The organism is Streptomyces krungchingensis, assembly GCF_054729265.1.
This window is the reverse complement of the sequence record NZ_JBPUKY010000002.1, coordinates 291,658-311,865: the sequence shown is the minus strand read 5'-3', so window position 1 is coordinate 311,865 and position 20,208 is coordinate 291,658. Positions and strand designations below refer to the sequence as shown.

20 protein-coding genes and 1 pseudogene are annotated in these 20,208 nt (G+C 70.8%); 8 read left to right on the top strand and 13 right to left on the bottom strand.

Annotated features, from left to right (window positions below; all coding sequences use genetic code 11):
• Nucleotides 1–105: 105 nt before the first annotated feature.
• Entirely contained in the window at nt 106–897 is a 792-nt protein-coding gene (locus ACSYGO_RS42060) for an SDR family NAD(P)-dependent oxidoreductase (RefSeq protein WP_432176617.1), read from the bottom strand.
• A 276-nt stretch (nt 898–1,173) separates the two neighbouring features.
• Here ACSYGO_RS42060 and ACSYGO_RS42055 point away from each other — a divergent pair, with 276 nt between their 5' ends.
• The 4 genes from ACSYGO_RS42055 to ACSYGO_RS42040 all read left to right on the top strand — a co-directional run bounded on the left by ACSYGO_RS42055 (nt 1,174) and on the right by ACSYGO_RS42040 (nt 3,360).
• Entirely contained in the window at nt 1,174–1,776 is a 603-nt protein-coding gene (locus ACSYGO_RS42055) for a TetR/AcrR family transcriptional regulator (RefSeq protein ID WP_426675357.1), read from the top strand.
• A gap of 82 nt (nt 1,777–1,858) precedes the next feature.
• A complete protein-coding gene (locus ACSYGO_RS42050; protein ID WP_426675358.1) occupies nt 1,859–2,305 on the top strand; it encodes a hypothetical protein in 447 nt (148 codons plus the stop codon).
• A gap of 51 nt (nt 2,306–2,356) precedes the next feature.
• Nucleotides 2,357–3,007 carry a DUF7691 family protein gene (locus ACSYGO_RS42045; protein ID WP_426675359.1) on the top strand — a complete coding sequence of 217 codons (651 nt, stop codon included), beginning with the start codon at nt 2,357–2,359 and terminating at the stop codon, nt 3,005–3,007.
• A gap of 128 nt (nt 3,008–3,135) precedes the next feature.
• Entirely contained in the window at nt 3,136–3,360 is a 225-nt protein-coding gene (locus ACSYGO_RS42040; RefSeq protein WP_426675360.1) for a twin-arginine translocase TatA/TatE family subunit, read from the top strand.
• A gap of 43 nt (nt 3,361–3,403) precedes the next feature.
• Here the strand turns inward: ACSYGO_RS42040 and ACSYGO_RS42035 are convergent, their stop codons facing one another.
• The 3 genes from ACSYGO_RS42035 to ACSYGO_RS42025 form a co-directional block, all read right to left on the bottom strand.
• Complete coding sequence (locus tag ACSYGO_RS42035; RefSeq protein ID WP_435226396.1) at nt 3,404–4,423, bottom strand: hemolysin family protein; 1,020 nt, start codon at nt 4,421–4,423, stop codon at nt 3,404–3,406.
• Nucleotides 4,420–5,763 carry a hemolysin family protein gene (locus ACSYGO_RS42030; protein WP_460389954.1) on the bottom strand — a complete coding sequence of 448 codons (1,344 nt, stop codon included), beginning with the start codon at nt 5,761–5,763 and terminating at the stop codon, nt 4,420–4,422. The genes ACSYGO_RS42035 and ACSYGO_RS42030 overlap by 4 nt, the downstream gene beginning before the upstream one ends.
• A gap of 276 nt (nt 5,764–6,039) precedes the next feature.
• Nucleotides 6,040–6,615, bottom strand: a complete 576-nt coding sequence (locus ACSYGO_RS42025) for a TerD family protein (RefSeq protein WP_028799890.1) — start codon at nt 6,613–6,615, stop codon at nt 6,040–6,042.
• A 189-nt stretch (nt 6,616–6,804) separates the two neighbouring features.
• Between ACSYGO_RS42025 and ACSYGO_RS42020 the strand changes: the two genes are divergently transcribed.
• Together ACSYGO_RS42020 and ACSYGO_RS42015 are read left to right on the top strand one after the other, a co-directional pair.
• A complete protein-coding gene (locus ACSYGO_RS42020) occupies nt 6,805–7,239 on the top strand; it encodes a BlaI/MecI/CopY family transcriptional regulator (RefSeq protein ID WP_432176623.1) in 435 nt (144 codons plus the stop codon).
• 3 nt (nt 7,240–7,242) lie between these two features.
• Nucleotides 7,243–8,181, top strand: coding sequence for a M48 family metalloprotease (locus tag ACSYGO_RS42015; RefSeq protein ID WP_460389953.1), 939 nt, complete (start codon nt 7,243–7,245; stop codon nt 8,179–8,181).
• A gap of 74 nt (nt 8,182–8,255) precedes the next feature.
• On the opposite strand, the pseudogene ACSYGO_RS42010 reads toward ACSYGO_RS42015, so the two are convergent.
• A pseudogene (locus ACSYGO_RS42010) lies at nt 8,256–8,474 on the bottom strand (TerB family tellurite resistance protein); the annotation flags it as partial.
• 151 nt (nt 8,475–8,625) lie between these two features.
• Nucleotides 8,626–9,636, bottom strand: a complete 1,011-nt coding sequence (locus tag ACSYGO_RS42005) for a sporulation protein (RefSeq protein ID WP_460389952.1) — start codon at nt 9,634–9,636, stop codon at nt 8,626–8,628.
• 254 nt (nt 9,637–9,890) lie between these two features.
• Here ACSYGO_RS42005 and ACSYGO_RS42000 point away from each other — a divergent pair, with 254 nt between their 5' ends.
• On the top strand, nt 9,891–10,697 hold the full coding sequence (locus tag ACSYGO_RS42000; protein WP_460389951.1) for an SDR family oxidoreductase: 807 nt from the start codon (nt 9,891–9,893) through the stop codon (nt 10,695–10,697).
• A gap of 24 nt (nt 10,698–10,721) precedes the next feature.
• Here the strand turns inward: ACSYGO_RS42000 and ACSYGO_RS41995 are convergent, their stop codons facing one another.
• Nucleotides 10,722–11,528, bottom strand: a complete 807-nt coding sequence (locus ACSYGO_RS41995) for a sulfite exporter TauE/SafE family protein (RefSeq protein WP_460389949.1) — start codon at nt 11,526–11,528, stop codon at nt 10,722–10,724.
• Between the two features lie 101 nt (nt 11,529–11,629).
• Here ACSYGO_RS41995 and ACSYGO_RS41990 point away from each other — a divergent pair, with 101 nt between their 5' ends.
• Complete coding sequence (locus tag ACSYGO_RS41990; RefSeq protein WP_426675368.1) at nt 11,630–12,415, top strand: AraC family transcriptional regulator; 786 nt, start codon at nt 11,630–11,632, stop codon at nt 12,413–12,415.
• Nucleotides 12,416–12,472: 57 nt separating this feature from the next.
• Here the strand turns inward: ACSYGO_RS41990 and ACSYGO_RS41985 are convergent, their stop codons facing one another.
• The 6 genes from ACSYGO_RS41985 to ACSYGO_RS41960 all read right to left on the bottom strand — a co-directional run bounded on the left by ACSYGO_RS41985 (nt 12,473) and on the right by ACSYGO_RS41960 (nt 20,011).
• Nucleotides 12,473–13,156, bottom strand: a complete 684-nt coding sequence (locus ACSYGO_RS41985; protein ID WP_426675369.1) for a response regulator — start codon at nt 13,154–13,156, stop codon at nt 12,473–12,475.
• 155 nt (nt 13,157–13,311) lie between these two features.
• The gene (locus ACSYGO_RS41980; RefSeq protein ID WP_460389947.1) at nt 13,312–14,019 is read right to left on the bottom strand and encodes a potassium-transporting ATPase subunit C; all 708 of its coding nucleotides are present in this window, start codon (nt 14,017–14,019) and stop codon (nt 13,312–13,314) included.
• 5 nt (nt 14,020–14,024) lie between these two features.
• Nucleotides 14,025–16,124, bottom strand: coding sequence for a potassium-transporting ATPase subunit KdpB (gene kdpB / locus ACSYGO_RS41975; protein ID WP_460389946.1), 2,100 nt, complete (start codon nt 16,122–16,124; stop codon nt 14,025–14,027).
• Nucleotides 16,125–16,156: 32 nt separating this feature from the next.
• On the bottom strand, nt 16,157–17,818 hold the full coding sequence (kdpA, locus tag ACSYGO_RS41970; protein ID WP_460389945.1) for a potassium-transporting ATPase subunit KdpA: 1,662 nt from the start codon (nt 17,816–17,818) through the stop codon (nt 16,157–16,159).
• 8 nt (nt 17,819–17,826) lie between these two features.
• A complete protein-coding gene (gene kdpF, locus ACSYGO_RS41965; RefSeq protein WP_016434100.1) occupies nt 17,827–17,916 on the bottom strand; it encodes a K(+)-transporting ATPase subunit F in 90 nt (29 codons plus the stop codon).
• Between the two features lie 256 nt (nt 17,917–18,172).
• Nucleotides 18,173–20,011, bottom strand: coding sequence for an APC family permease (locus ACSYGO_RS41960; protein WP_432176631.1), 1,839 nt, complete (start codon nt 20,009–20,011; stop codon nt 18,173–18,175).
• Nucleotides 20,012–20,208: the final 197 nt, after the last annotated feature.

The following is a 20,208-nucleotide window of genomic DNA, read 5'->3' as shown; positions in this document are numbered from 1 at the left end:
CCGAGCCGCGACGTCGCCGGGCCGTTCACGGGCCGGCGACGGCCGTCGGCCGCCTCCGTGACCGGTGGGCCCTGCTGCGGTGCGGCAGCAGGGCCCCTCCGTGGCTCAGCGGCTGGCCCGCTGGGCGGTCACGATCGTGTCCATCGTCTGTTCCGCCCCCACGAGCCGCTGCACACGCTCGGAGAAGCCCGGGAACTGCGAGGCGACCCTGGTCAGGAACTTCAGCTCGACCGGGGCGACGTTGATCTCGGCGACGTCGCGCTCGATCGCCCGCATCACGCCCTTGACGACCCGCTCCGGAGAGACGGTGCGGGCGCCGCCCGGCGCCGACGCTCCCGTCTTCGCGAACATGCCCAGGTCGCGCACGAAGCCCGGCTGGACGATCGAGACGCCCACTCCGGTCCCGTGCAGATCCTGGCGGAAGGACAGCGAGAAGCCCCGCAGACCGAACTTCGTCGCGGTGTACATCGACGAGGACTTGGTGGCCGCCACCCCCGACAGCGAGCCGACGAAGCAGATGTGGCCGCGGCCGCCGGCGACCATGGCGGGAGCGAGCAACCGCGCGAGCACGGCGGGGGTGCGCAGGTTCACCGCGATCGCCCGGTCGATCTGCGCGGGCGTGTAGTCGAGCACGTCGCCGCTGGAGGGCAGCGCCGCGTTGGCGATGAGGATGTCCGTGCCGGCGGCCTCCTCCGCGAGGCGCTGCACGTCGTCGGCGTCGGCGAGGTCGGCCAGGATCGTGCGGGCGCCGTAGCGTTCCGCGAGGGGTTCCAGTGCCTCCCGACGTCGGCCGGTGAGGACGAGGTCCGCCCCACGACGGGACAGTTCGGCGACGAGCGCCCCGCCGATGCCTCCGGTGCCACCAGTAAGCAGAACAGTTGCCCCAGCAATGCGCACGACTACCCTCCGGTCTTGTTCGTTCGAACGAACAATAGAGACGGTGGGGGGCCGTGTCCACCGTCGTCCCCCGGGAAGAGGTCCGGCCGGGACGGTCGTTGAGTGGCGGGTCGGCCGTCGGCGGCACCGCTGCGTCGGCACGGCCGCGTCGACCCGGCCCCGTCACCCCGGGAACGCGGCGCGGCGGGCGGGGCCGGCAGCGGACGACGACCCGCGCCCGGCCCCGCGCGGCACACCCCGCCGACCGCCGTCGGCACTGGTGGAACAATGAGTGGCATGCCGAACGCCGCCCTCGCCGCCCCGACGCGTCAGCGCATCATCACCGCCGTCCTGAAGATCATCGGCGCGGACGGTCTCTCGGCGCTCACCAACCGGCGCATCGCCAAGGAAGCGGGCGTCTCGCTCGGTTCGGTCACCTACCACTTCGAGACCCAGCACGAACTGCTGAGGGAAAGCCTGCTGCACTTCGTGCGCGAAGAGGCCCGGCACTTCACCGAGCTGGCCGACCAGTGCCAGACCGACGGCATCGACATCGAGGAAGCGGCGCAGCTCGCCGGCCAGGTGGCGTGCAGCGCGGCGCTCGACAGCGCCCATCTCGCACCCTTCGAGCTCTACCTGCACGCCGGGCGCGACGAGCGGCTGCGCGAGGCGGCGGCGGAGGCGTTCCGGGCGTACGACCGGCTCGCGACCCGGATCCTGACCGCGCTGGACGTCCCGGACGCCGAACGCCTGGCGTCCACGACGGTCGCGCTCGTGATGGGTCTGCAACTGCGACGCCTGGCGACGGGCAGTCCGGCGGACGACCTGGTCGACGCCCTCCTGCTGCTCGCACGCGGGGCTGTCGCCCGCCCCGCCGAGCAGGACGGCGGCCGGAACTGAGCGCCGTACCGCCGGAGTCCGGCGGGTCCTGCGCGCCACGGACACCCGGCGCCGCAATCCGGCAGGACTGTAGCCTTCCCGAATGAGTGACCAGCTGTTGGCCGAGGCCCACCGGTTCCTGGACTGGGCGCGGGAGCAGGGCGCCGATCTGGACGGCACCGACGGGAGCGTCTGGTTCGTCCAAGGGGCGCTCGAATCGATGGCCGGGGAGCCGGACGAGGAGCCGTCGCTGCGGGTGGTCAAGTGCCTGGCCTACTCGGTGTACCTGGCGGAACTGCTCGCGGACACGTGTCGCGGTGTCCGCCGTGTCGTCGACGGCGAGGGCATGAACCTGCGCGCGGTGCTCGCCGTCCGCGAGGACGGGGTCGTGCAGTTCCCCCTGTCGTGGGTGCGGAGCTGTGTCGACGACCCGCGCGCCGACAACATCGGCTTCAAGTTCGCCGGGGCCCTGAGGGACTTCGGCGAGGAAGCGCGCGCATCGGACATGTACGCGCAGGTGACGGAGTACACGGAGTTCCAAGGCCGTTGAGGGCGCGGCCCGCCTCGGCGGTCGTCAGTGGCGCTTGGCACGATGGCTGTCATGAGTCACAACATCGCGTACTCCACCGCGGACAAGGCCGACGTCCTGGCCTACCTGGGCAGCAAGGGCAATCTGACGGCGGACCAGAGCCGCCGACTCGACGGGATGCGGGGGGACGCCCGGACTCATCAGGACGACCTGGACCGTCAAGGGGTCGACTGGGGCCTCTCCGTCCCCGACGCCCTCGACCATCTCATAGCGGGGCACACCGACTCGGACGCCGAGTGCGCGGGAAACGCGTACAACTCCGCTCTGCAGCACATCATCGACCACAACGCGTCCGACCCGGCCCAGCTGGGCACCTACTCGAAGCCCTCGACGTTCTTCGGCCTGGTGGACGACGAGTTGCGCCGGCTCGGTGTGCCCGCCGACCTGCTCCCGCACGGATTCCTGTACGGCGGCCCGCCCGACGACTTCCCGTTCGTCCCGCACTCCGTGGACGGCTATCCGGCGATCGGCCATCTGCCGCTGGCCGACACGAAGCGCGCCGCCGGCGCCTACCGCGCCGTCCTCGACCGCCTCGACCCGGACTTCCGGTACGACGTCCAAGAGCTCATCGAGAAGCTCGAGTTCGAGCACGAGGAGTGGGAGTACGCCATCAAGAACATCGACTGGTACACGCAGGACACGCTCTTCTTCAAGCTCACCTGAGCGTCCACCACCGCGAGGGGCCTGCGAGCCGCGGCACTGCCCGCCCGACACTTCTACAGCACTGTAGATTGTGACGTGGGGGCGGCAGACGTACCGGCCCCGTCCGTCACCGGGAGAGAGTAGATCTGATGTTCGGCTTGAGTGAACTGGCCCTGATCCTCATCGTCGTCATCGTGGTCCTCGGCATCAAGAAGCTGCCCGAGCTGACGCGTTCGGCCGGGAAGGCGGCCCGGATCTTCAAGAGCGAGTCCAAGGCGCTGAAGGCGCAGGACTCCCCCGAGGCGTCGCCGGGTTCGGGGCGGGTCGTCCCGGGCACGGTCGTCGAGCCCGACGATCCGTCCGCGCGTTCCTGACAAGCCGACGGTCGGCCGCATCGCCCGATGCGGCCGACCCCGCTCAGGCCGTCTGCGGCTGAAGGAAACGGGCCAGCAGGTCGTCCAGGCTCACCATCCCGGTGAGCCGCCCGGACTCGTCGCGGACCACGGCCAGTGAGGCCCGGCGCCGGCGCAGCAGCTCGATCGCGTCGCCGACCGTGGTCTCCTCGCCCAGTTCGGGGACCGGACGGGCCAGGCCTCTGGCGCTCGTGGCGCGGCCCCGGGCGCGGGCGACCAGGGCGTCGCGGGCGTGGACGGAGCCGAGGACGACGCCGTCCTCGTGGACGAGGAGCCGGGTGCGGTCGCTGTCGGCGGCGACCCGCAGGATCTCGGCGATGTCGGCCCCGCCGTCGACCGAGGTGATGTCCGCTGCCGGGACGCGGAGTTCACGGACCGGGGTCTCGGGCTCGGTGAGCGAGCGCGTCAGCAGCTCGGAATCGGTCTCACTGATCAGGCCCAGCCGCTCGGACTCCTCGACCAGACGGGTGAGCTGTTCCCGGTTGTGGACCGAGACCGCCTCGCCGCGCGGGGTGACCCGGCACAGCCGCACCAGAGCGTCACTGATCCGGTTGAGCAGGGCGATCAGCGGGCGTACCGCCTTCACCAGCGTCCGGAAGGGCGGGGCGAGGAGCATCGCGGAGCGCTCCGGGTGGGCGATGGCCCAGGACTTGGGGGCCATCTCGCCGACCACCATGTGCAGGAACACCACGACGACCATGGCGACGGCGAACGCGACGCCGTAGCTGAGGGCGCTGGGCAGGCCCAGGTCGTGGAGCAGGGGGTCCAGCTCGTGGGAGATCGCGGGCTTGGACACCGAGCCCAGCCCCAGGGTGCAGATGGTGATGCCGAGTTGGGCGCCGGCGAGCATCAGCGACAGCTCGCGGATACCGGCCAGGGCCGCCTTGGCGCCGCGCTGCCCGCCGGCAGCGGCCTTCTCCACGCGGTGCCGTTTGGCGGCCACGAGCGCGAACTCGGCGGCCACGAAGAAGCCGCTGCCGATCAGCAGCAGGACGGTGACGAAGAGCGCCATCGGGAAGCTCATGCCTGCTCCTCCTCGTGGTCGGCCGCGGGCAGTCGCTCCAGGCGGACCCGCTCGGGCACGTGCCGGTCCAGGGTGCGTACGTCGATGACGGCGCGGCCGCCGTCGGGCAGTTCGACGGTCAGCCGGTCCCCGACGGCCGGGAAGCGGCCGAGCCGGTCCACGACGAGTCCGGCCACCGTGTCGTAGTCGTGTTCCTCGGGGAGTTCGATGCCGGTGGCCTCCGCGACCTCGTCGAGGCGGCGGCCGGCGTCCACCAGCCAGCCGCCGGCATCGGCGGTGGCGAGCTCCGTGACCGTGTCGGACTCGTCGGCGATGTCACCGATCAGTTCCTCGGCGATGTCCTCGTAGGTGACGACGCCCGCCACTCCGCCGTGCTCGTCGAGGACGACCGCGAACTCGTCGTCGTGCTCCCGCATCCGCTCGACAGCGTCGGGCAGCGGAAGGACGTCGGGCAGCAGCAGCGGCCGCCGGGCGAGAGTGCCGGCGGTGGTGGCGGTGAGCGCCCCGGCGGGCAGGCGCATCAGCTCGCGCACGCCCAGTACGCCGGTGACGTCGTCGGGGTGGTCGCCGAACACGGGGTAGTTGGAGTGCCCGTGCTTGGCGATGAGGTCGACCGCTTCGGCGGCGGAGGCGTCCTTGCGGACGAAGACGGAGTCCGCCCGCGGGACCATCACCGTATCGAGCGTGCGCTCGGAGAACTCGAGGGCGTGGTCCAGCAGGGCTGCGGTGTCCTTGGGCAGCTCCCCCTGCTCGTGGGACTCGCCGATCAGGTGGCCGAGTTCCTCCAGGGTCGCGCCGTGGTGCAGTTCCTCGACCGGCTCGATGCCGACCCTGCGCAGGAGCCCGTTCGCCGCGCCGTCGAAGATGCGGACGACCGGGCCTACGACCTTCAGGTACGCCAGAGTGGAGGCGGCCAGCGTTTTGGCCAGCCGCTCGGGGACGGCGATCGCGAGATTCTTCGGGGCCAGCTCGCCCAGCACCATCTGCACCACCGTGGCGCCCACGAAGGCGAGGACGACGGAGATGCCGCTGACGGCCGCGTCGGGGATGCCGAGGCCGGACAGCGCGGGTGCGAGCAGGGCGGACACGGACGGCTCGGCGATGAAACCGACGACCAGACCGGTCACGGTGATGCCGAGCTGCGCGCCGGACAGCATGAACGACAGCCGCTCCAGCACCTTCAGGGCGCGGGCGGCTCCGCTGTCGCCGGCCTCGGCCTCACGGGCGAGGGCGAGCCGGTCGGCGGAGACGTAGGCGAATTCCTGGGCGACGAAATAGCCGGTGCCGGCGGTCAGGACGAGGACGGCCAGCAGGCCCAGCAGGGCTTGCGCGACACTCATCGAACACCACCCCGTCGTGTGCCGCGATCATGCTCTCCGTGGCGGGATGGTCGGGGACTGTGCCCCGAGGGGTCCGTCGATCTGGCGGACAAGGGGTGGCTCCTCGTACTCGGTGTGTATGCGGAACAACGATCGTGGCCCCCTGCACGTTCCCGGTCACTGTCCCCCGCGCCCCGACACGGAACCCGCCGCCCGCATGCGATCGGGTGACCATGCGGACGGCGGGAGGTGTGTGACCGTCGTCGTGTGGGACGACGGTACGGGGCAGGACCGCCGTCAGACGTTGACGCCGAAGTCGGAGGCGATCCCGGACAGGCCGGAGGCGTAGCCCTGGCCGACGGCGCGGAACTTCCACTCGGCGCCGTGCCGGTAGAGCTCGCCGAAGACCATCGCGGTCTCGGTCGAGGCGTCCTCGGACAGGTCGTAGCGGGCGATCTCCTGGCCGCCGGCCTGGTTGACGATCCGTATGAACGCGTTGCGGACCTGGCCGAAGCTCTGGCCGCGGTTCTCGGCGTCGTGGATCGAGACGGGGAACACGATCTTGTCGACCTCGGCCGGTACGCCGACGAGGTTCACCTTGATCGATTCGTCGTCGCCCTCGCCCTCACCGGTGAGGTTGTCGCCGGTGTGCTCGACCGAGCCGTCCGGGCTCTTGAGGTTGTTGTAGAAGACGAAGTGCTGGTCGGAGAGGACCTTCCCGGAGGCGTCCAGCAGCAGGGCCGAGGCGTCGAGGTCGTAGTCGGTGCCCGTGGTCGTCCGCACGTCCCAGCCGAGTCCGACGAGGACGGCGCTCAGGCCGGGCGCCTCCTTGCTGAGTGAGACGTTGCCGCCCTTGGACAGGGAAACTCCCATTGCTGCTCTCCTCCGTTGAACCGCCGTCCGCCGCGCTCGGCGGACCCGGCGGGGCTGGTCGTCCGGGGTCCGAATCTACAACAATGTAGAAGTTGCTGGGAGGGTGAACCCCTGTATCTCACTACGCTGGAGCGGCTGTTGAGCCGTTCACGCGGAAGAGCGCGGTTCACGGCTGGACAGGGAGGCAGAGTGGGGACGCAGGACAAGAGCGGCGGTCCGGGACCGGACGCGCCCGCTCGTCGGCGCGGCCAGGGCGAGCTGGAAGCGCAGGTGCTGGCCGCTCTGCGCCGGTCGCCCGAGCCGGTGACCGCCGGCTGGGTGCGGGAGCGCCTCGGCGGTGTCCTCGCCTACACCACCGTCATCACGATCCTGACGCGGCTCCAGGCGAAGGGCTTGGTCACCCGGAAGCGGGCGGGCCGGTCCTTCGCGTGGAGCGCGGCCACGGACGAGGCCGGGCTCGCCGCCCACCGGATGCGCCGCGTCCTGGACCGTGAGGCCGACCGCGAGGCGGTCCTGGCGAGCTTCGTCTGCGGCCTGCCCCAGCAGGACGAGGAACTGCTGCGCAGGCTGCTCCAGGAGACCGGCGGCCACGACCCCCAGCGCGCCGAGGGCCGGGAGAACTGACCCGTGGGCATGTTCGTCTTCCTCCCCCTCGTGCTGCCCCTGACCGCCTGGCCCATCGCGCGCCTGGCCGAACACCGCCTGCACCCGCGCCTGGCGACCTGCCTGCTGTCCGCCGTCGCCGCCGTCCTGAGCCTGTGCAGCAGCCTGTGTCTCGGCCTGCTGGCGATCGTCGGAACCGCACAACTGCCCGGCAATCCACTGCCGGACGCCTGGGCCGATCCGGAAGTGCGGGCGGCCGTGCCGCACGACGAGGTGATCGGCAAGGGCGCGGTGGTCGCCCTCGTCGTCGCCGCCGCGGCCTGCACGGCGCTGCTCCGGCGCCATCGCCGGGTACGCCGCCGCGGACTGCGCGCGCTGCGCGGACTGCGCGCGACCCAAGTCGCCGTCCTCCGGGACGATATGCCGTACGCCCACGCCCTCCCCGGACGTGCCGGTACCGCCCGGATCCTGGTCTCCACCGGCATGCTGGCCGGTCTCACCTCCCGTGAGCGGCGCGTCCTGTTCGCCCACGAGCGGGCCCACCTCACCGGCCGGCACCACCGCCATCTGCTGCTCGCCGGGCTCGCGGCCCGCGCCAACCCCTTCCTGCGGCCGCTGCGGACGGCCGTCGCCTACACCGTGGAGCGCTGGGCGGACGAGGAGGCGGCCGCAGCGGTCGGCGACCGGCGGACCACCGCCCGCGCGATCGCCAGGGCCGCCCTCATCTCCCGTCCCGCGCCCGCCTCCACGCTCGCCGCCGTCGCGGCCGTGCCGGGGCCCGTGCCGCGCCGGGTCGCCGCGCTGCTCGGCCCGGCCCCGGCCGCCCGCGCCTGGCCGCCCATGTTCACGACCGTGGGCATGGCGGCCTGGACCGCGGCGGCCGGCGCCGTCCTGTCCGCCATGTCCTCGGCGAACTCCGCGGTGACGATGTTCCTGATCCTCAAGGCGGCGACCCCGCTCTGAGGACTGTCCCGTGATGCCCGGCGGCTGATCCACCGGGCATCACGGGAAAGCCGTCAGGGCCGCGCCCGCCCGGATCAGAGGTCGAACTCGTGCGGCGGCAGGTCGAGGGTGAAGCGCGCCTCCCGTACGACGGCCTGCTCGGTCTTGTCGAAGTCGCCGTCGGCGCCGCCGATGACGATGCCGATCTGGACGACGGCGCGCGCCTCGGCGGGCTTCTTCTTCGCCTTGGCGATCTCCTGCAGCAAGCCGACCTTGCCGAAGGCGAAGTCGGCGGTCAGCTTGTTCAGGTTGTCGGCCTCCGCAGGAATCGTCACGACGAGATCGGGGCCCGGCCGGTCGGGCGAGGTCGCCGGTTCGCCGCGCCGGGCCCGGACCGAGAACCGAGCGCCCCCTGAGAGCGCCGGCCGTCTCCCCTACGCCCGGCGCCCTCCTCTCCCGGGCTTCTCAGCCTTCGTCCTCGTCACCCTCGAAGAAGTCACCGATCTCGTCGACCACCTCGGCCGCGACCATGCCGCCGACGACACCGACGGCGAGACCGGCCGCACCGGCCGCGACCGCCGTGCCGATGCCGGGGCCGGAGCGGTGGCCGTCATCGTGGTGGTCGCCGTGCCCGCCGTGGCCGTACGCGTCCGCGTGCCCGTACGGGTCGCCGTGTCCGTAGGCCGCGTGGGAGCCGTACGCGGACCGGTGCTCGACCAACTGCCGGATCCAGCCGTCGACCTCGGTGTTCCAGTCCCGGCCGTGCACGTCCTGGTGGCCGACGGTGAAGCGGGTCAGTGCGTCGTGGCCGCCGGAGAAGCCGCCTCCGCGTTTGTCGGCCTCCAGCACGACCTCCAGGCCGCCCGCACCGGCGAGAAAGGTCACCTCGATCTCACTGACGGCATGCGCGTACTGCGGCGCGGGCGAGAGTTCGATCTCCTGGTAGAAGGGCAACTGCTGCCCCGTACCGCCGATACGGCCGTATTCGAGGTCCGCGGACGTGAAGCCGAAGCCGAGCTGCCCGAGGGCCTCCAGGATCGCCTCCTGGACCGGCAGCGGGCGGACGGCGAGCGGATCGAGGTCGCCCTTGTCCCTGGCACCGGCCACCGCCAGCTCGGTGCGCACACCGAGCACGATGCCCAGGGGCTGCCCGTACAGCTCGGTGACCGGCGTCTCCCACGGCAGCGTCACACTGAACGGAACGCTTCGGTGCTCCTCCTCACCGAGCCGGAAACCGCCGCCGACCGTGAAGCGCTCGAAGGCGACGAAGCCCTCGCTCTCGCCCTCCTCGTGCTCGGCCTCGACCCGGGCGACGAGTTCCAGGACGAGGTGCTCGATGTCCACGGCCGTGCCGCCGCCCCGCAGTTGCACCCGCCCGGACAGCGTCCCGCCCGGCGGCACGGCGCCGCCGTCCAGAACCGTGTCCACCGAGGGACCGCCCACGCCGAGGGCCCCGAGCAGCTGTTTGAACACCATGTCGGTGTCGCTCCTTCACTGGTCGCACTGGTTGATCGACGGCCCGGCGCACCTGCGCCGGCCGACGTCGGCAGAACTACCCCGCTCGGTAAAGAAGTTCCCATGCCGCGCCGTACGGGTGACACCGTGCGGTGTCGGCGCCGTCCACGCGAGCTGCCGGCCCCGGATGCGGGCTCCCGGGTCGGTCTGGCTGCAACTCCCCGTCACGAAAAGCCGGTTGCCAAGCCGCTGCCGGTCGTGGACGATCTCGGACCGTGACGATCGACAGCGCCCAGGACGACAGCGAACGTGATCGGGCCCGCTCCTCCACCCGCCCGCTCGCCCTGGTCACCGGGGTGGGGCGGACGGTCGGCATCGGCGCGGGCATCGCGAAACGCCTGGCGGTCTCCGGCTGGGACGTGGCCTTCACCTACTGGACCCCCTACGACGAGCGCATGACGTGGGGCAGCGAGCCCGGAGCGGCCGGGGCGATCACCGACATGCTCACCGAACACGGTGCGGCCACCACGGCGGTCGAGGCGGACCTCGCCGACCCGGACACTCCGGCCCGCGTCTTCGACGAGGTCGAACGCGCTCTGGGCGGCGTCACCGCCCTGGTGATGTGTCACTGCGAATCGGTCGACTCCGGTCTGCTGGACACGACCGTCGAGAGCTTCGACCGGCATTTCGCGGTCAATGCCCGCGCCGCCTGGCTGCTGATCCGCGAGTACGGCCGACGGTTCGCCGCGGTCCCGGGCAGCGGACGGATCATCAGCCTCACCAGCGACCACACCGCGGGCAACCTCCCCTACGGCGCGAGCAAGGGCGCCCTGGACCGCATCACGCTGGCCGCCGCGCGCGAGTTCGCCCACCTCGGGGTCACCGCCAATGTCATCAACCCCGGTCCGGTGGACACCGGCTGGATGGGTGACGACATCCGCAAGGACGTGCTCGACCACACACCGCTCAACCGCCTCGGCACACCGCGCGACACCGCGCACCTCGTGGACTTCCTCTGCTCACCGCAGGGGCAGTGGATCAACGGCCAGCTGCTGATGAGCAACGGCGGACTCGCCCCCTAGATCCGCCTCCCGCGGTGCGCTTCGTCAGAGTCCCACGGCCGTCATCACCACCAGGACGACGACGAGAAGGACCACGTAGGCGGCGGAGTGGACGCGGTCCGGGACACGGTCGGCGACCCGCCTCGCGAGAGCGACGGCGGGCAACGAGCCGAGGAGCAGGTCGCCGCCCGCCGCGAGGTCGACATAACCGATCCGGCCGGTGCCGGCCGGCCCGGTGGGGGCGAGGGCGTAGACGACTGCCCCAGCCAGCGCGACGGGCACGCTGAGGGGGTTGGCCATGGCGGTCGCCTCGGCCATGGGGAGGCCCCTGCGGCGCAGCAGAGGGACGGTCATGACGCTGCCGCCCACACCCAGGCCGGCGGCGACCATGCCGATGCCGACGCCGCCGAAGGTGGTCGTCCCCCTGCCCAGGGGCTGGGGGCGCGGTCGGCGCTTCACGGACAGGAACCCCTTGCGCATCAGGCTGTCGATGACGCTCACCAGGAGATAGGCGGCGAAGAGCAGCCGCAGCGCCGTGCCGCCGATCAGGGTCGCCAGGAAGGATCCGGCGGCGGCGCCGATCGCGATGAACGCCGCCAGCGGCCAGACGTACGCCCGGCGCAGTCGGCCCTGCCGCCACTGGGCCAGCGTCGCCACAGCGGCGTTCACGACCATCACGGCGGCCGAGGTCGCCACCGCGACGTGCATGGCGTCCTTTCCGGAAGGCGCCGTGACGGCCACGACGCCGTAGACGACGGGGACCGTGACGAAGCCGCCGCCGAAGCCGAAGAGCACCGTCGTGATGCCGGTCAGGCACCCGAAGAACAGGAGAGCAAGGAACGAAGTGAGCACGCGCAGGACGCTAGTGATCACGACGTGTGGCGGGCAATCGATGACTCGCCCACTTCCTACGCGCAGCGGACACCGTGCTCGGCACCTCGTAGTCTCCTGGCATGCGCAATGTTCCGGTCGCGGCGGTGGACGGCCTCGACCGTGCCGTACTGGCCATCGGCACCGACTATCCCCATGACCACCTGCTCCCCCGGCACGAGCACCGCCGCGCCCAAGTGCTGTACGCGGCCACCGGCGTCATGCGGGTCGAGACGGCGGACGGCAGCTGGACGATCCCCACCGCCCGCGCGGTGCTCATCCCGCCCATGACCGGGCATCAGGTCACGATGACGGGGGTCAGCACCCGCAGTCTCTACATCGAGCCGGCCGCGGTGCCGTGGTTCCCGGCCCGCTGCCAGGCGGTCGATGTCTCCGCACTGCTGCGGGAACTGCTCCTGGCGGCGGTCGAGATGAAACCGCGCTATGCCGAGCACAGCCGTGACGCGGCGCTCGCCGCGCTCGTCCTCCACGAACTCAAGAACCTCACCCCGCTCCCCCTCGACGTGCCGATGCCGTCCGATCCGCGGCTGCGCACCTTGTGCGAGGCGTTCCTGCGGAAGCCGGACATCCACGACCCGCCCGCACGCTGGTGCGCGGCGCTCGGCGTGAGCGAGCGGACCCTGGCCCGCCTGTTCCGGCGCGGCACCGGCCTCAGCTACTCGCAGTGGCGGCAACGCGCCTGCGTCCTGCACTCGCTGCACCACCTGACCGCGGGCATGCCCGTCACCCGCGTCGCCGCCCTGCTCGGCTACGACAACCCCGCCGCCTACACGGCCGCGTTCGGGAAGCTTCTGGGGCACCCGCCTTCGGCGTACCGGAGCCCCGGCACGGGAACCGGCATCGCGTAGGTCCTGCCCACGCCGGGTGCCGCGCCGACGTGGATCCGGAGCCCGCCGCCTGCTGTGTCACCCTTCGAAGCGATAGCCCATGCCGGGCTCGGTGATCAGGTAGCGGGGATGCGAGGGGTCCGTCTCGAGCTTGCGGCGGAGCTGGGCCATGTAGACGCGCAGGTAGTTGGTCTTGTTGCTCTGGGAGACACCCCAGACCTCCTTCAGGAGGTGCTTCTGCGTCACGAGCCGGCCGGGGTTGGTCACCAGGATCTCCAGCAGGTGCCATTCGGTCGGCGTCAGCCGCACGTCCCGGCCGTCCCTCACGACCTTCTTGGCCAGGAGGTCGAGCGTGAAGTCGGGTGTCTCGACGAGGGTCGTCCCGGGGGCGAGCGGTGCGTCCTCGGTGCGGCGGACCGCGGCGCGCAGCCGCGCCAGCAACTCGTCCATGCTGAACGGCTTGGTCACGTAGTCGTCCGCGCCCGCGTCGAGCGCGGCGACCTTCTCGTCGGACGCCTGGCGCGCGGACAGCACCACGACGGGCACGCGGGTCCAGCCGCGCAGCGCCTTGATGACGTCCGTGCCGTCCATGTCGGGCAGGCCGAGGTCGAGCAGGACGACGTCGGGCTGACGGGCGGCCGCGAGTCGCAGGGCGGTGGCGCCGTCCGGGGCGGCGTCCACGCCGTACTTGCGTGCCTGAAGGTTGATCACGAGGGCCCGTACGAGCTGCGGGTCGTCCTCCACCACGAGCACCCGGGTCATGGGTGTGCGCCTTTCCGGTCGTACGTCGGGCCGAGGTGTGTCGACCGTGTGGCGATCGACGCCTTGGGTTGCGGAGGTCGACGTCATGGCCGCGGGAGCCGGCGGAACCGGGAGGTGTCCCGGCCGCCGACTCCCGTGCCTGTCGTCCAACCCCATCAGTGCTTGGCCACGAGGTCCTTGAGTGCGATGTTGAGCTCGAGGACGTTCACGCGGGGCTCGCCGATGAAGCCGAGGGCCCGGCCGTCGGTGTGCTCCGCGACCAGCTTCTCCACCTGGTTGACGGGCAGTCCGTTCTTGACGGCGATCCGGTGGACCTGGAGCTCCGCGTACTTCGGGGAGATGTTCGGGTCGAGGCCGGAGCCGGAGGAGGTGACCGCGTCGGCAGGCACCTCGGACGGGGTGACCGTGTAGCCGGGCACCGAGTTGTCCTTGACGACCGCGTCCCGGGCGCCGAGCACCTGGGCGCAGAGCGAGCCCTCCTCGGACTTCGCGGTGCACTTGCCGTCCACGGCGCCGCTGTCGGCGGCCAGGTTGGTGGCACCGGACAGCAGCAGCTTGTACTGGGTGTTGATGCTGTTGGAGCCGAGGCCGTTGGCCGGGCGGCCCTGGAACCACTTCAGGTCGGCCTCGGGGGTGTCCTGTCCCTTCTTCAGCGGTAGGTTGTACGACTGCCCGATCAGGGACGAGCCGACGACCTTGCCGTCCGCCTTGATCTCCGAGCCGTTCGCCTTGTTGTTGAACAGGCCCTGGGCGATGCCGGTGACGACCAGCGGGTAGATCACGCCCGTCACCAGGGTCAGCACGAGGAGGGCACGCAGGCCCGCCCCGAACAGCCGGACCGTGTTGGATACCGAGTTGTTCATGGCGATCAGCCGATTCCGGGGATGAGGGAGATGAGCAGGTCGATGATCTTGATGCCGACGAAGGGGGCGATCAGTCCGCCGATGCCGTAGATCGCGAGGTTCCTGCGGAGCATCCGGTCGGCGCTGACCGGCTTGTACTGCACGCCCTTCAGGGAGAGCGGTACGAGCGCGATGATGATCAGCGCGTTGAAGATGACCGCGGACAGGATCGCGGAGTCGGGCGAGGACAAGTCCATGATGTTGAGCTTGTTCAGGCCCGGGTAGACCGCCGCGAACAGCGCCGGGATGATCGCGAAGTACTTCGCGACGTCGTTGGCGATGGAGAACGTCGTCAGCGCGCCACGCGTGATCAGCAACTGCTTGCCGATCTCGACGATCTCGATGAGCTTCGTCGGGTTCGAGTCGAGGTCGACCATGTTGCCGGCCTCCTTGGCGGCCGACGTGCCCGTGTTCATGGCCACGCCCACGTCCGCCTGTGCGAGGGCCGGGGCGTCGTTGGTGCCGTCACCGGTCATCGCGACGAGCTTGCCGCCCGCCTGCTCCCGCTTGATGAGGGCCATCTTGTCCTCGGGAGTGGCCTCCGCGAGGAAGTCGTCGACGCCCGCCTCCTCGGCGATCGCCTTCGCGGTCAGCGGGTTGTCGCCCGTGATCATGACCGTCTTGATGCCCATGCGGCGCAGTTCCTCGAACCGCTCCCGCATGCCCTCCTTGACGACGTCCTTGAGGTGGATGACACCGAGGATCCGGGCTCCGTCGGCGTCCTCGACCGCGACGAGCAGCGGGGTGCCACCCGCCTCGGAGATGCGGGTGGCGACCTGGTCCGCGTCCTGGGCGACGGTGCCGCCCTGTTCCTTGACCCAGGCGACGACCGAACCGGCCGCACCCTTGCGGATCTTCTTGCCGTCCACGTCCACACCGGACATACGGGTCTGGGCGGTGAAGGCGATCCAGTCGGCGTGCGCCAGTTCGCCCTGGTGCCGCTCGCGCAGCCCGTACTTCTCCTTCGCCAGCACGACGATGGAACGGCCCTCGGGCGTCTCGTCGGCGAGGGAGGAGAGCTGGGCGGCGTCCGCGACCTCGGCCTGGGTGGTGCCGCCGACCGGCACGAACTCGGAGGCCTGCCGGTTGCCGAGGGTGATGGTGCCCGTCTTGTCGAGCAGCAGTGTGGAGACGTCGCCGGCGGCCTCGACGGCACGGCCCGACATGGCCAGCACATTGCGCTGGACCAGGCGGTCCATGCCCGCGATGCCGATCGCGGACAGCAGTGCGCCGATGGTGGTCGGGATGAGGCAGACCAGCAGGGCGACCAGCACGACCATCGTGAGGTGGGTGCCCGCGTAGTCCGCGAACGGCGGCAGCGTGGCGCAGGCGAGGAGGAAGACGATCGTCAGCGAGGCGAGCAGGATGTTCAGCGCGATCTCGTTGGGCGTCTTCTGCCGGGCGGCGCCCTCGACCAGGCTGATCATGCGGTCGATGAAGGTCTCGCCCGGCTTCGTCGTGATCTTGACGACGATCCGGTCGGACAGCACCTTCGTCCCGCCCGTGACCGCGCTGCGGTCACCGCCGGACTCACGGATCACCGGAGCCGACTCGCCGGTGATCGCCGACTCGTCGACCGACGCGACGCCCTCGACGACGTCACCGTCGCCGGGGATGATGTCGCCGGCCTCGCAGACGACCAGGTCACCGATCTTCAGCTCGGTACCGGGCACCCGCTCCTCGGAGCTCCCGACGAGTCGCCGTGCCACCGTGTCCGTCTTGGCCTTGCGCAGGGTGTCGGCCTGTGCCTTGCCACGGCCCTCGGCGACCGCCTCCGCCAGGTTGGCGAAGACGACGGTCAGCCACAGCCAGGCGCTGATGGTCCAGCCGAACCAGTCGCCCGGGTCCTTGAAGGAGAAGGCCGTGGTGAGCACGGATCCGATCCACACCACGAACATCACGGGCGACTTGACCATCACCCGCGGGTCGAGCTTGCGGAACGCGTCCGGAAGGGACTTGATCAGCTGCTTGGGGTCGAACAGGCCCGCGCCGACACGTCCTTCGGCAGGCTTGTGTCCGGTGGGGACGTCGCTGTGCGGCGCCCGGGTCGGAGTGGCTGTGGACATCGAGTCCTCTTGGTTTTCTGTACGGGTGGTCATCACGCCAGCCCCTCGGCGAGCGGACCCAGCGCCAGCGCCGGGAAGTAGGTCAGACCGGTGATGATCAGGATCGCGCCGACCAGCAGGCCGGTGAACAGCGGCTTCTCGGTGCGCAGGGTGCCCGCGGTCACCGGTACCGGCTTCTGTCCGGCGAGCGAGCCGGCCAGCGCCAGGACGAACACCATCGGCAGGAAGCGGCCGAGGAGCATCGCGAGTCCGGTCATGGTGTTGAACCAGTCGGTGTTCGCGTTCAGGCCCGCGAAGGCCGAGCCGTTGTTGTTCGCCGCGGAGGTGAAGGCGTACAGGACTTCGGAGAATCCGTGCGCGCCCGAGTTGAGCATCGAGTTCGGCGGGGTCGGCAGCGCCATCGAGGCCGCGGAGAAGACGAGCACCAGCGCCGGGGTGATCAGGATGTAGACGGCCGCCAGCTTGATCTCGCGCGAGCCGATCTTCTTGCCCAGGTACTCGGGGGTGCGGCCGACCATCAGACCGGCGATGAACACCGCGATGATCGCCATGATCAGCATGCCGTAGAGGCCGGAGCCGGTACCACCGGGCGCGATCTCGCCGAGCATCATGCTCAGCATCGTGATCCCGCCGCCCAGGCCGGTGAAGGACGAGTGGAAGGAGTCCACGGCGCCCGTCGAGGTGAGGGTGGTCGCCACCGCGAAGATCGACGAACCGCCGACGCCGAAGCGGACCTCCTTGCCCTCCATCGCCCCGCCCGCCGCCTGGAGCGCCGGGCCGTGGTGGGCGAACTCGGTCCACATCATCAGGGCGGTGAAACCGAGCCAGATGGTGCCCATCGTGGCGAGGATCGCGTAGCCCTGCTTCACCGAGCCGACCATGATGCCGAAGGTGCGCGTCAGGGCGAACGGGATGAGCAGGATCAGGAAGATCTCGAAGAGGTTCGTGAACGGGGTGGGGTTCTCGAAGGGGTGGGCGCTGTTGGCGTTGAAGTAGCCGCCTCCGTTGGTGCCCAGCTCCTTGATGGCCTCCTGGGAGGCGACGGCGCCGCCGTTCCACTGCTGCGAGCCGCCCATGAACTGGCCGACCTCGTGGATGCCGGAGAAGTTCTGGATCGCGCCGCAGGCGACCAGCACGAGCGCGGCGATCGCCGCGATCGGCACCAGGACGCGGACGGTGCCGCGCACCAGATCGGCCCAGAAGTTGCCGATCTCGCCGGTGCGGGACCGGGCGAAGCCGCGCACCAGGGCGACCGCGACGGCGATGCCGACGGCGGCGGAGACGAAGTTCTGCACGGCCAGACCGGCGGTCTGCACGACGTGACCCATGGTCTGTTCGCCGTAGTACGACTGCCAGTTGGTGTTGGTCACGAAGGAGACGGCGGTGTTGAACGACTGTGCCGGGTTGACCGCTTCGAAGCCGAGCGAGCCGGGCAGGACGCCCTGCAGGCGCTGGAGCAGGTAGAGGAAGAGGACACCGGCCGCGGAGAAGGCCAGGACGCCGCGCAGGTAGGCGGGCCAGCGCATCTCCGTGTCGGGGTCGGCACCGATGCCCTTGTAGATCCACTTCTCGACGCGCAGGTGCTTGTCGGAGGTGTAGACCCGGGCCATGTAGTTGCCCATGGGGACGTAGACCAGTGCCAGCGCTCCTATGAGCGCGAGCAGCTGGAGAACGGAGGCGAGTAGGGGACCCATGACGTGTCTCAGAACCTCTCCGGGAAGATCAGGGCGAGGACGAGATAGCCCAGCAGGGCGACGGCCACGACCAGGCCGACGATGTTCTCGGCGGTCACAGCTTCGTCACCCCCTTGGCGACGAGGGCCACCAGCGCGAAGACCGCGATCGTGGTGACGACGAAGGCCAGATCGGCCATCGTGAGCTCCTGGAGTGAGGTTCGGTTGGAACGGACGTTTAGAGGAAAGCGCCTCTGTGGCCGGATTTGGCCGCCGTTGACGTCTCCCTTACGGCGGGAGCCACGCCTTTGACGGGACCCTTACGGCCTTTGATCCGGACGGGTGAGCAGGTGGCCCTGACGATCGGAGGCCCTGCTCACAGCCGGAAGCGCAGCCGGCAGATCACCGCGTCCGTCTCCCGTCGCACGGCGTGTGCGACGAGAGCGCCCCGCTGGTTCTGCAGCAGCCGCTGCCACAGCCGCTCCGGCTCGGCCTCAGGGATGAGCACGGTGACCCGGGTGCCCGGCTCGCGGGCGGCCGTCTCGCGCACGTACGCGGCTATGGGCCGGCCCAGCGTGCGGCGTTCGCAGGGCAGCCGGACCAGCGGTACGCCGGGGTCCCACTGAGCCCACGCCCGCTCCAGGGCGTGCAGCTGGGCGCGGTCCTCCTGGTCCGGGTAGCACACGGTCACCGCACGGACCTCGTCGCCGAGGGAGGTGGCCGCGGTCAGGGCCTCCGAGGTCAGCCGGGACAGGGACGACACGGGGACGATCACCAGTGACCGTTCGCGGTGCGGTGCCTCGGGGACACGGCCCAGCCCCAGCCGCTCGCCGATCCGGCCGTAGGCGCGGTGCACGGTCTCGAAGGCGGCCACGAGCAGTGGCAGGGCGATCACGATCAGCCAGGCGCCCTCGGTGAACTTGCTCGCGGTGACGACGACGGCCGCGACACCGGTCAGGACCGCGCCGCAGCCGTTGAGCAGCGTCTTGCCCCGCCAGCCCCGGCCGCGTTCGATCCTCCAGTGCCTGACCATGCCCACCTGGGCGATGGTGAAGCCGACGAACACCCCGATCGCGAACAGCGGCACGAGGGTGTTGGTGTCGCCGCCGGAGAAGACCAGCAGCGCGGCCGAGACGAGGGCCAGGGCCAGCACACCGTGCCGGTGTACCTGGCGGTCCGCCTTGAGGGCGAAGACGTGCGGCAGGTGGTTGTCACGGGCCAGCAGCTTCAGCAGGACCGGCAGCCCGCCGAACGAGGTGTTCGCGGACAGCGCCAGCAGGATCATCGTCGCGAACTGGATGACGTAGAAGGCCCCGTTGTGGCCGAGTGAGGCGTCCGCCAGCTGCGCGAGGACGGTGACGCCCTCGACCGGCTGGAGGTGGAAGCGGCCGATCAGCACCGACAGGCCGATGAGCATCACACCGAGTACGGCGCCGAGGGCGACCTCCGCGCGCTGGGCTCGCCTGACCCGCGGCACGCGAAAGGAGGGGACGGCGTTGGCGATGGCCTCCACGCCGGTCAGCGCGGCGCACCCGGAGGCGAAGGCCTTCAGCAGGAGCAGGGCTCCCACGGTGGTGGCGTTGTCCGCAAGGACCGAGGCATGCCCGGCGGCGGTCGCCGTGCTCGCGGGGTGGGAGCGGAAGAGGCCCACGACGATCAACACGAAGATCGAGCCGACGAACACGACGGTCGGGACGATGAAGGCCCTCGCGGACTCGACGATCCCCCGCAGGTTGACGCCCGTGACCAGCGCGAGGACCGCCAGGCACAGCCACAGCCGGTCGTCGTACAGGGCGGGGAACGCCGAGGTCAGGGCGGCCACGCCCGCGGTGACGGCGACGGCGACGTTGAGCACGTAGTCCAGTACCAGGGACGCGGCGGCCACCAGGCTCGTCCGGACCCCCAGGTGTGTCCTGGCCACCGCGTAGGAGCCGCCGCCGTCCGGGAAGGCCGCGATGACCTGCCGGTACGACGCCACGAGCACCGCCAGCAGCCCGGCGATGGCCAGGGTGACGGGCATCGTGAAGCCCAGTCCGTGGGCTCCCGCCGCGGCGAGGACGAGGACGATGGCTTCGGGCCCGTACGCCACCGACGCCATCGCGTCGAGTGACAGCGCGGCCAGGCCGGTCACGGCGGTCAGCCGGTGCCGCTCACCGGTGTCCGGTGGTTCCTCGCCGGCGGGGACGGCATCCGGCTCGGTGGTCACAAGGGACATGGGCGCGTGCTCCTTCTTCCTCGGCCGCGCACGAGGACTGAGGCGTGCGCGAGTGCACCCAGGTTCTGTCCGCCTTCCGCCACCTCCGGCGGATCCTTGCGCCTTCTTCGCGCGCGTCCGGCCGACCTTGACACGACCTTGACGCGCGTGTGACGTGGGCTACCTCCGGTGGCGCTGTCCGGACGCCGTGGCCGCAG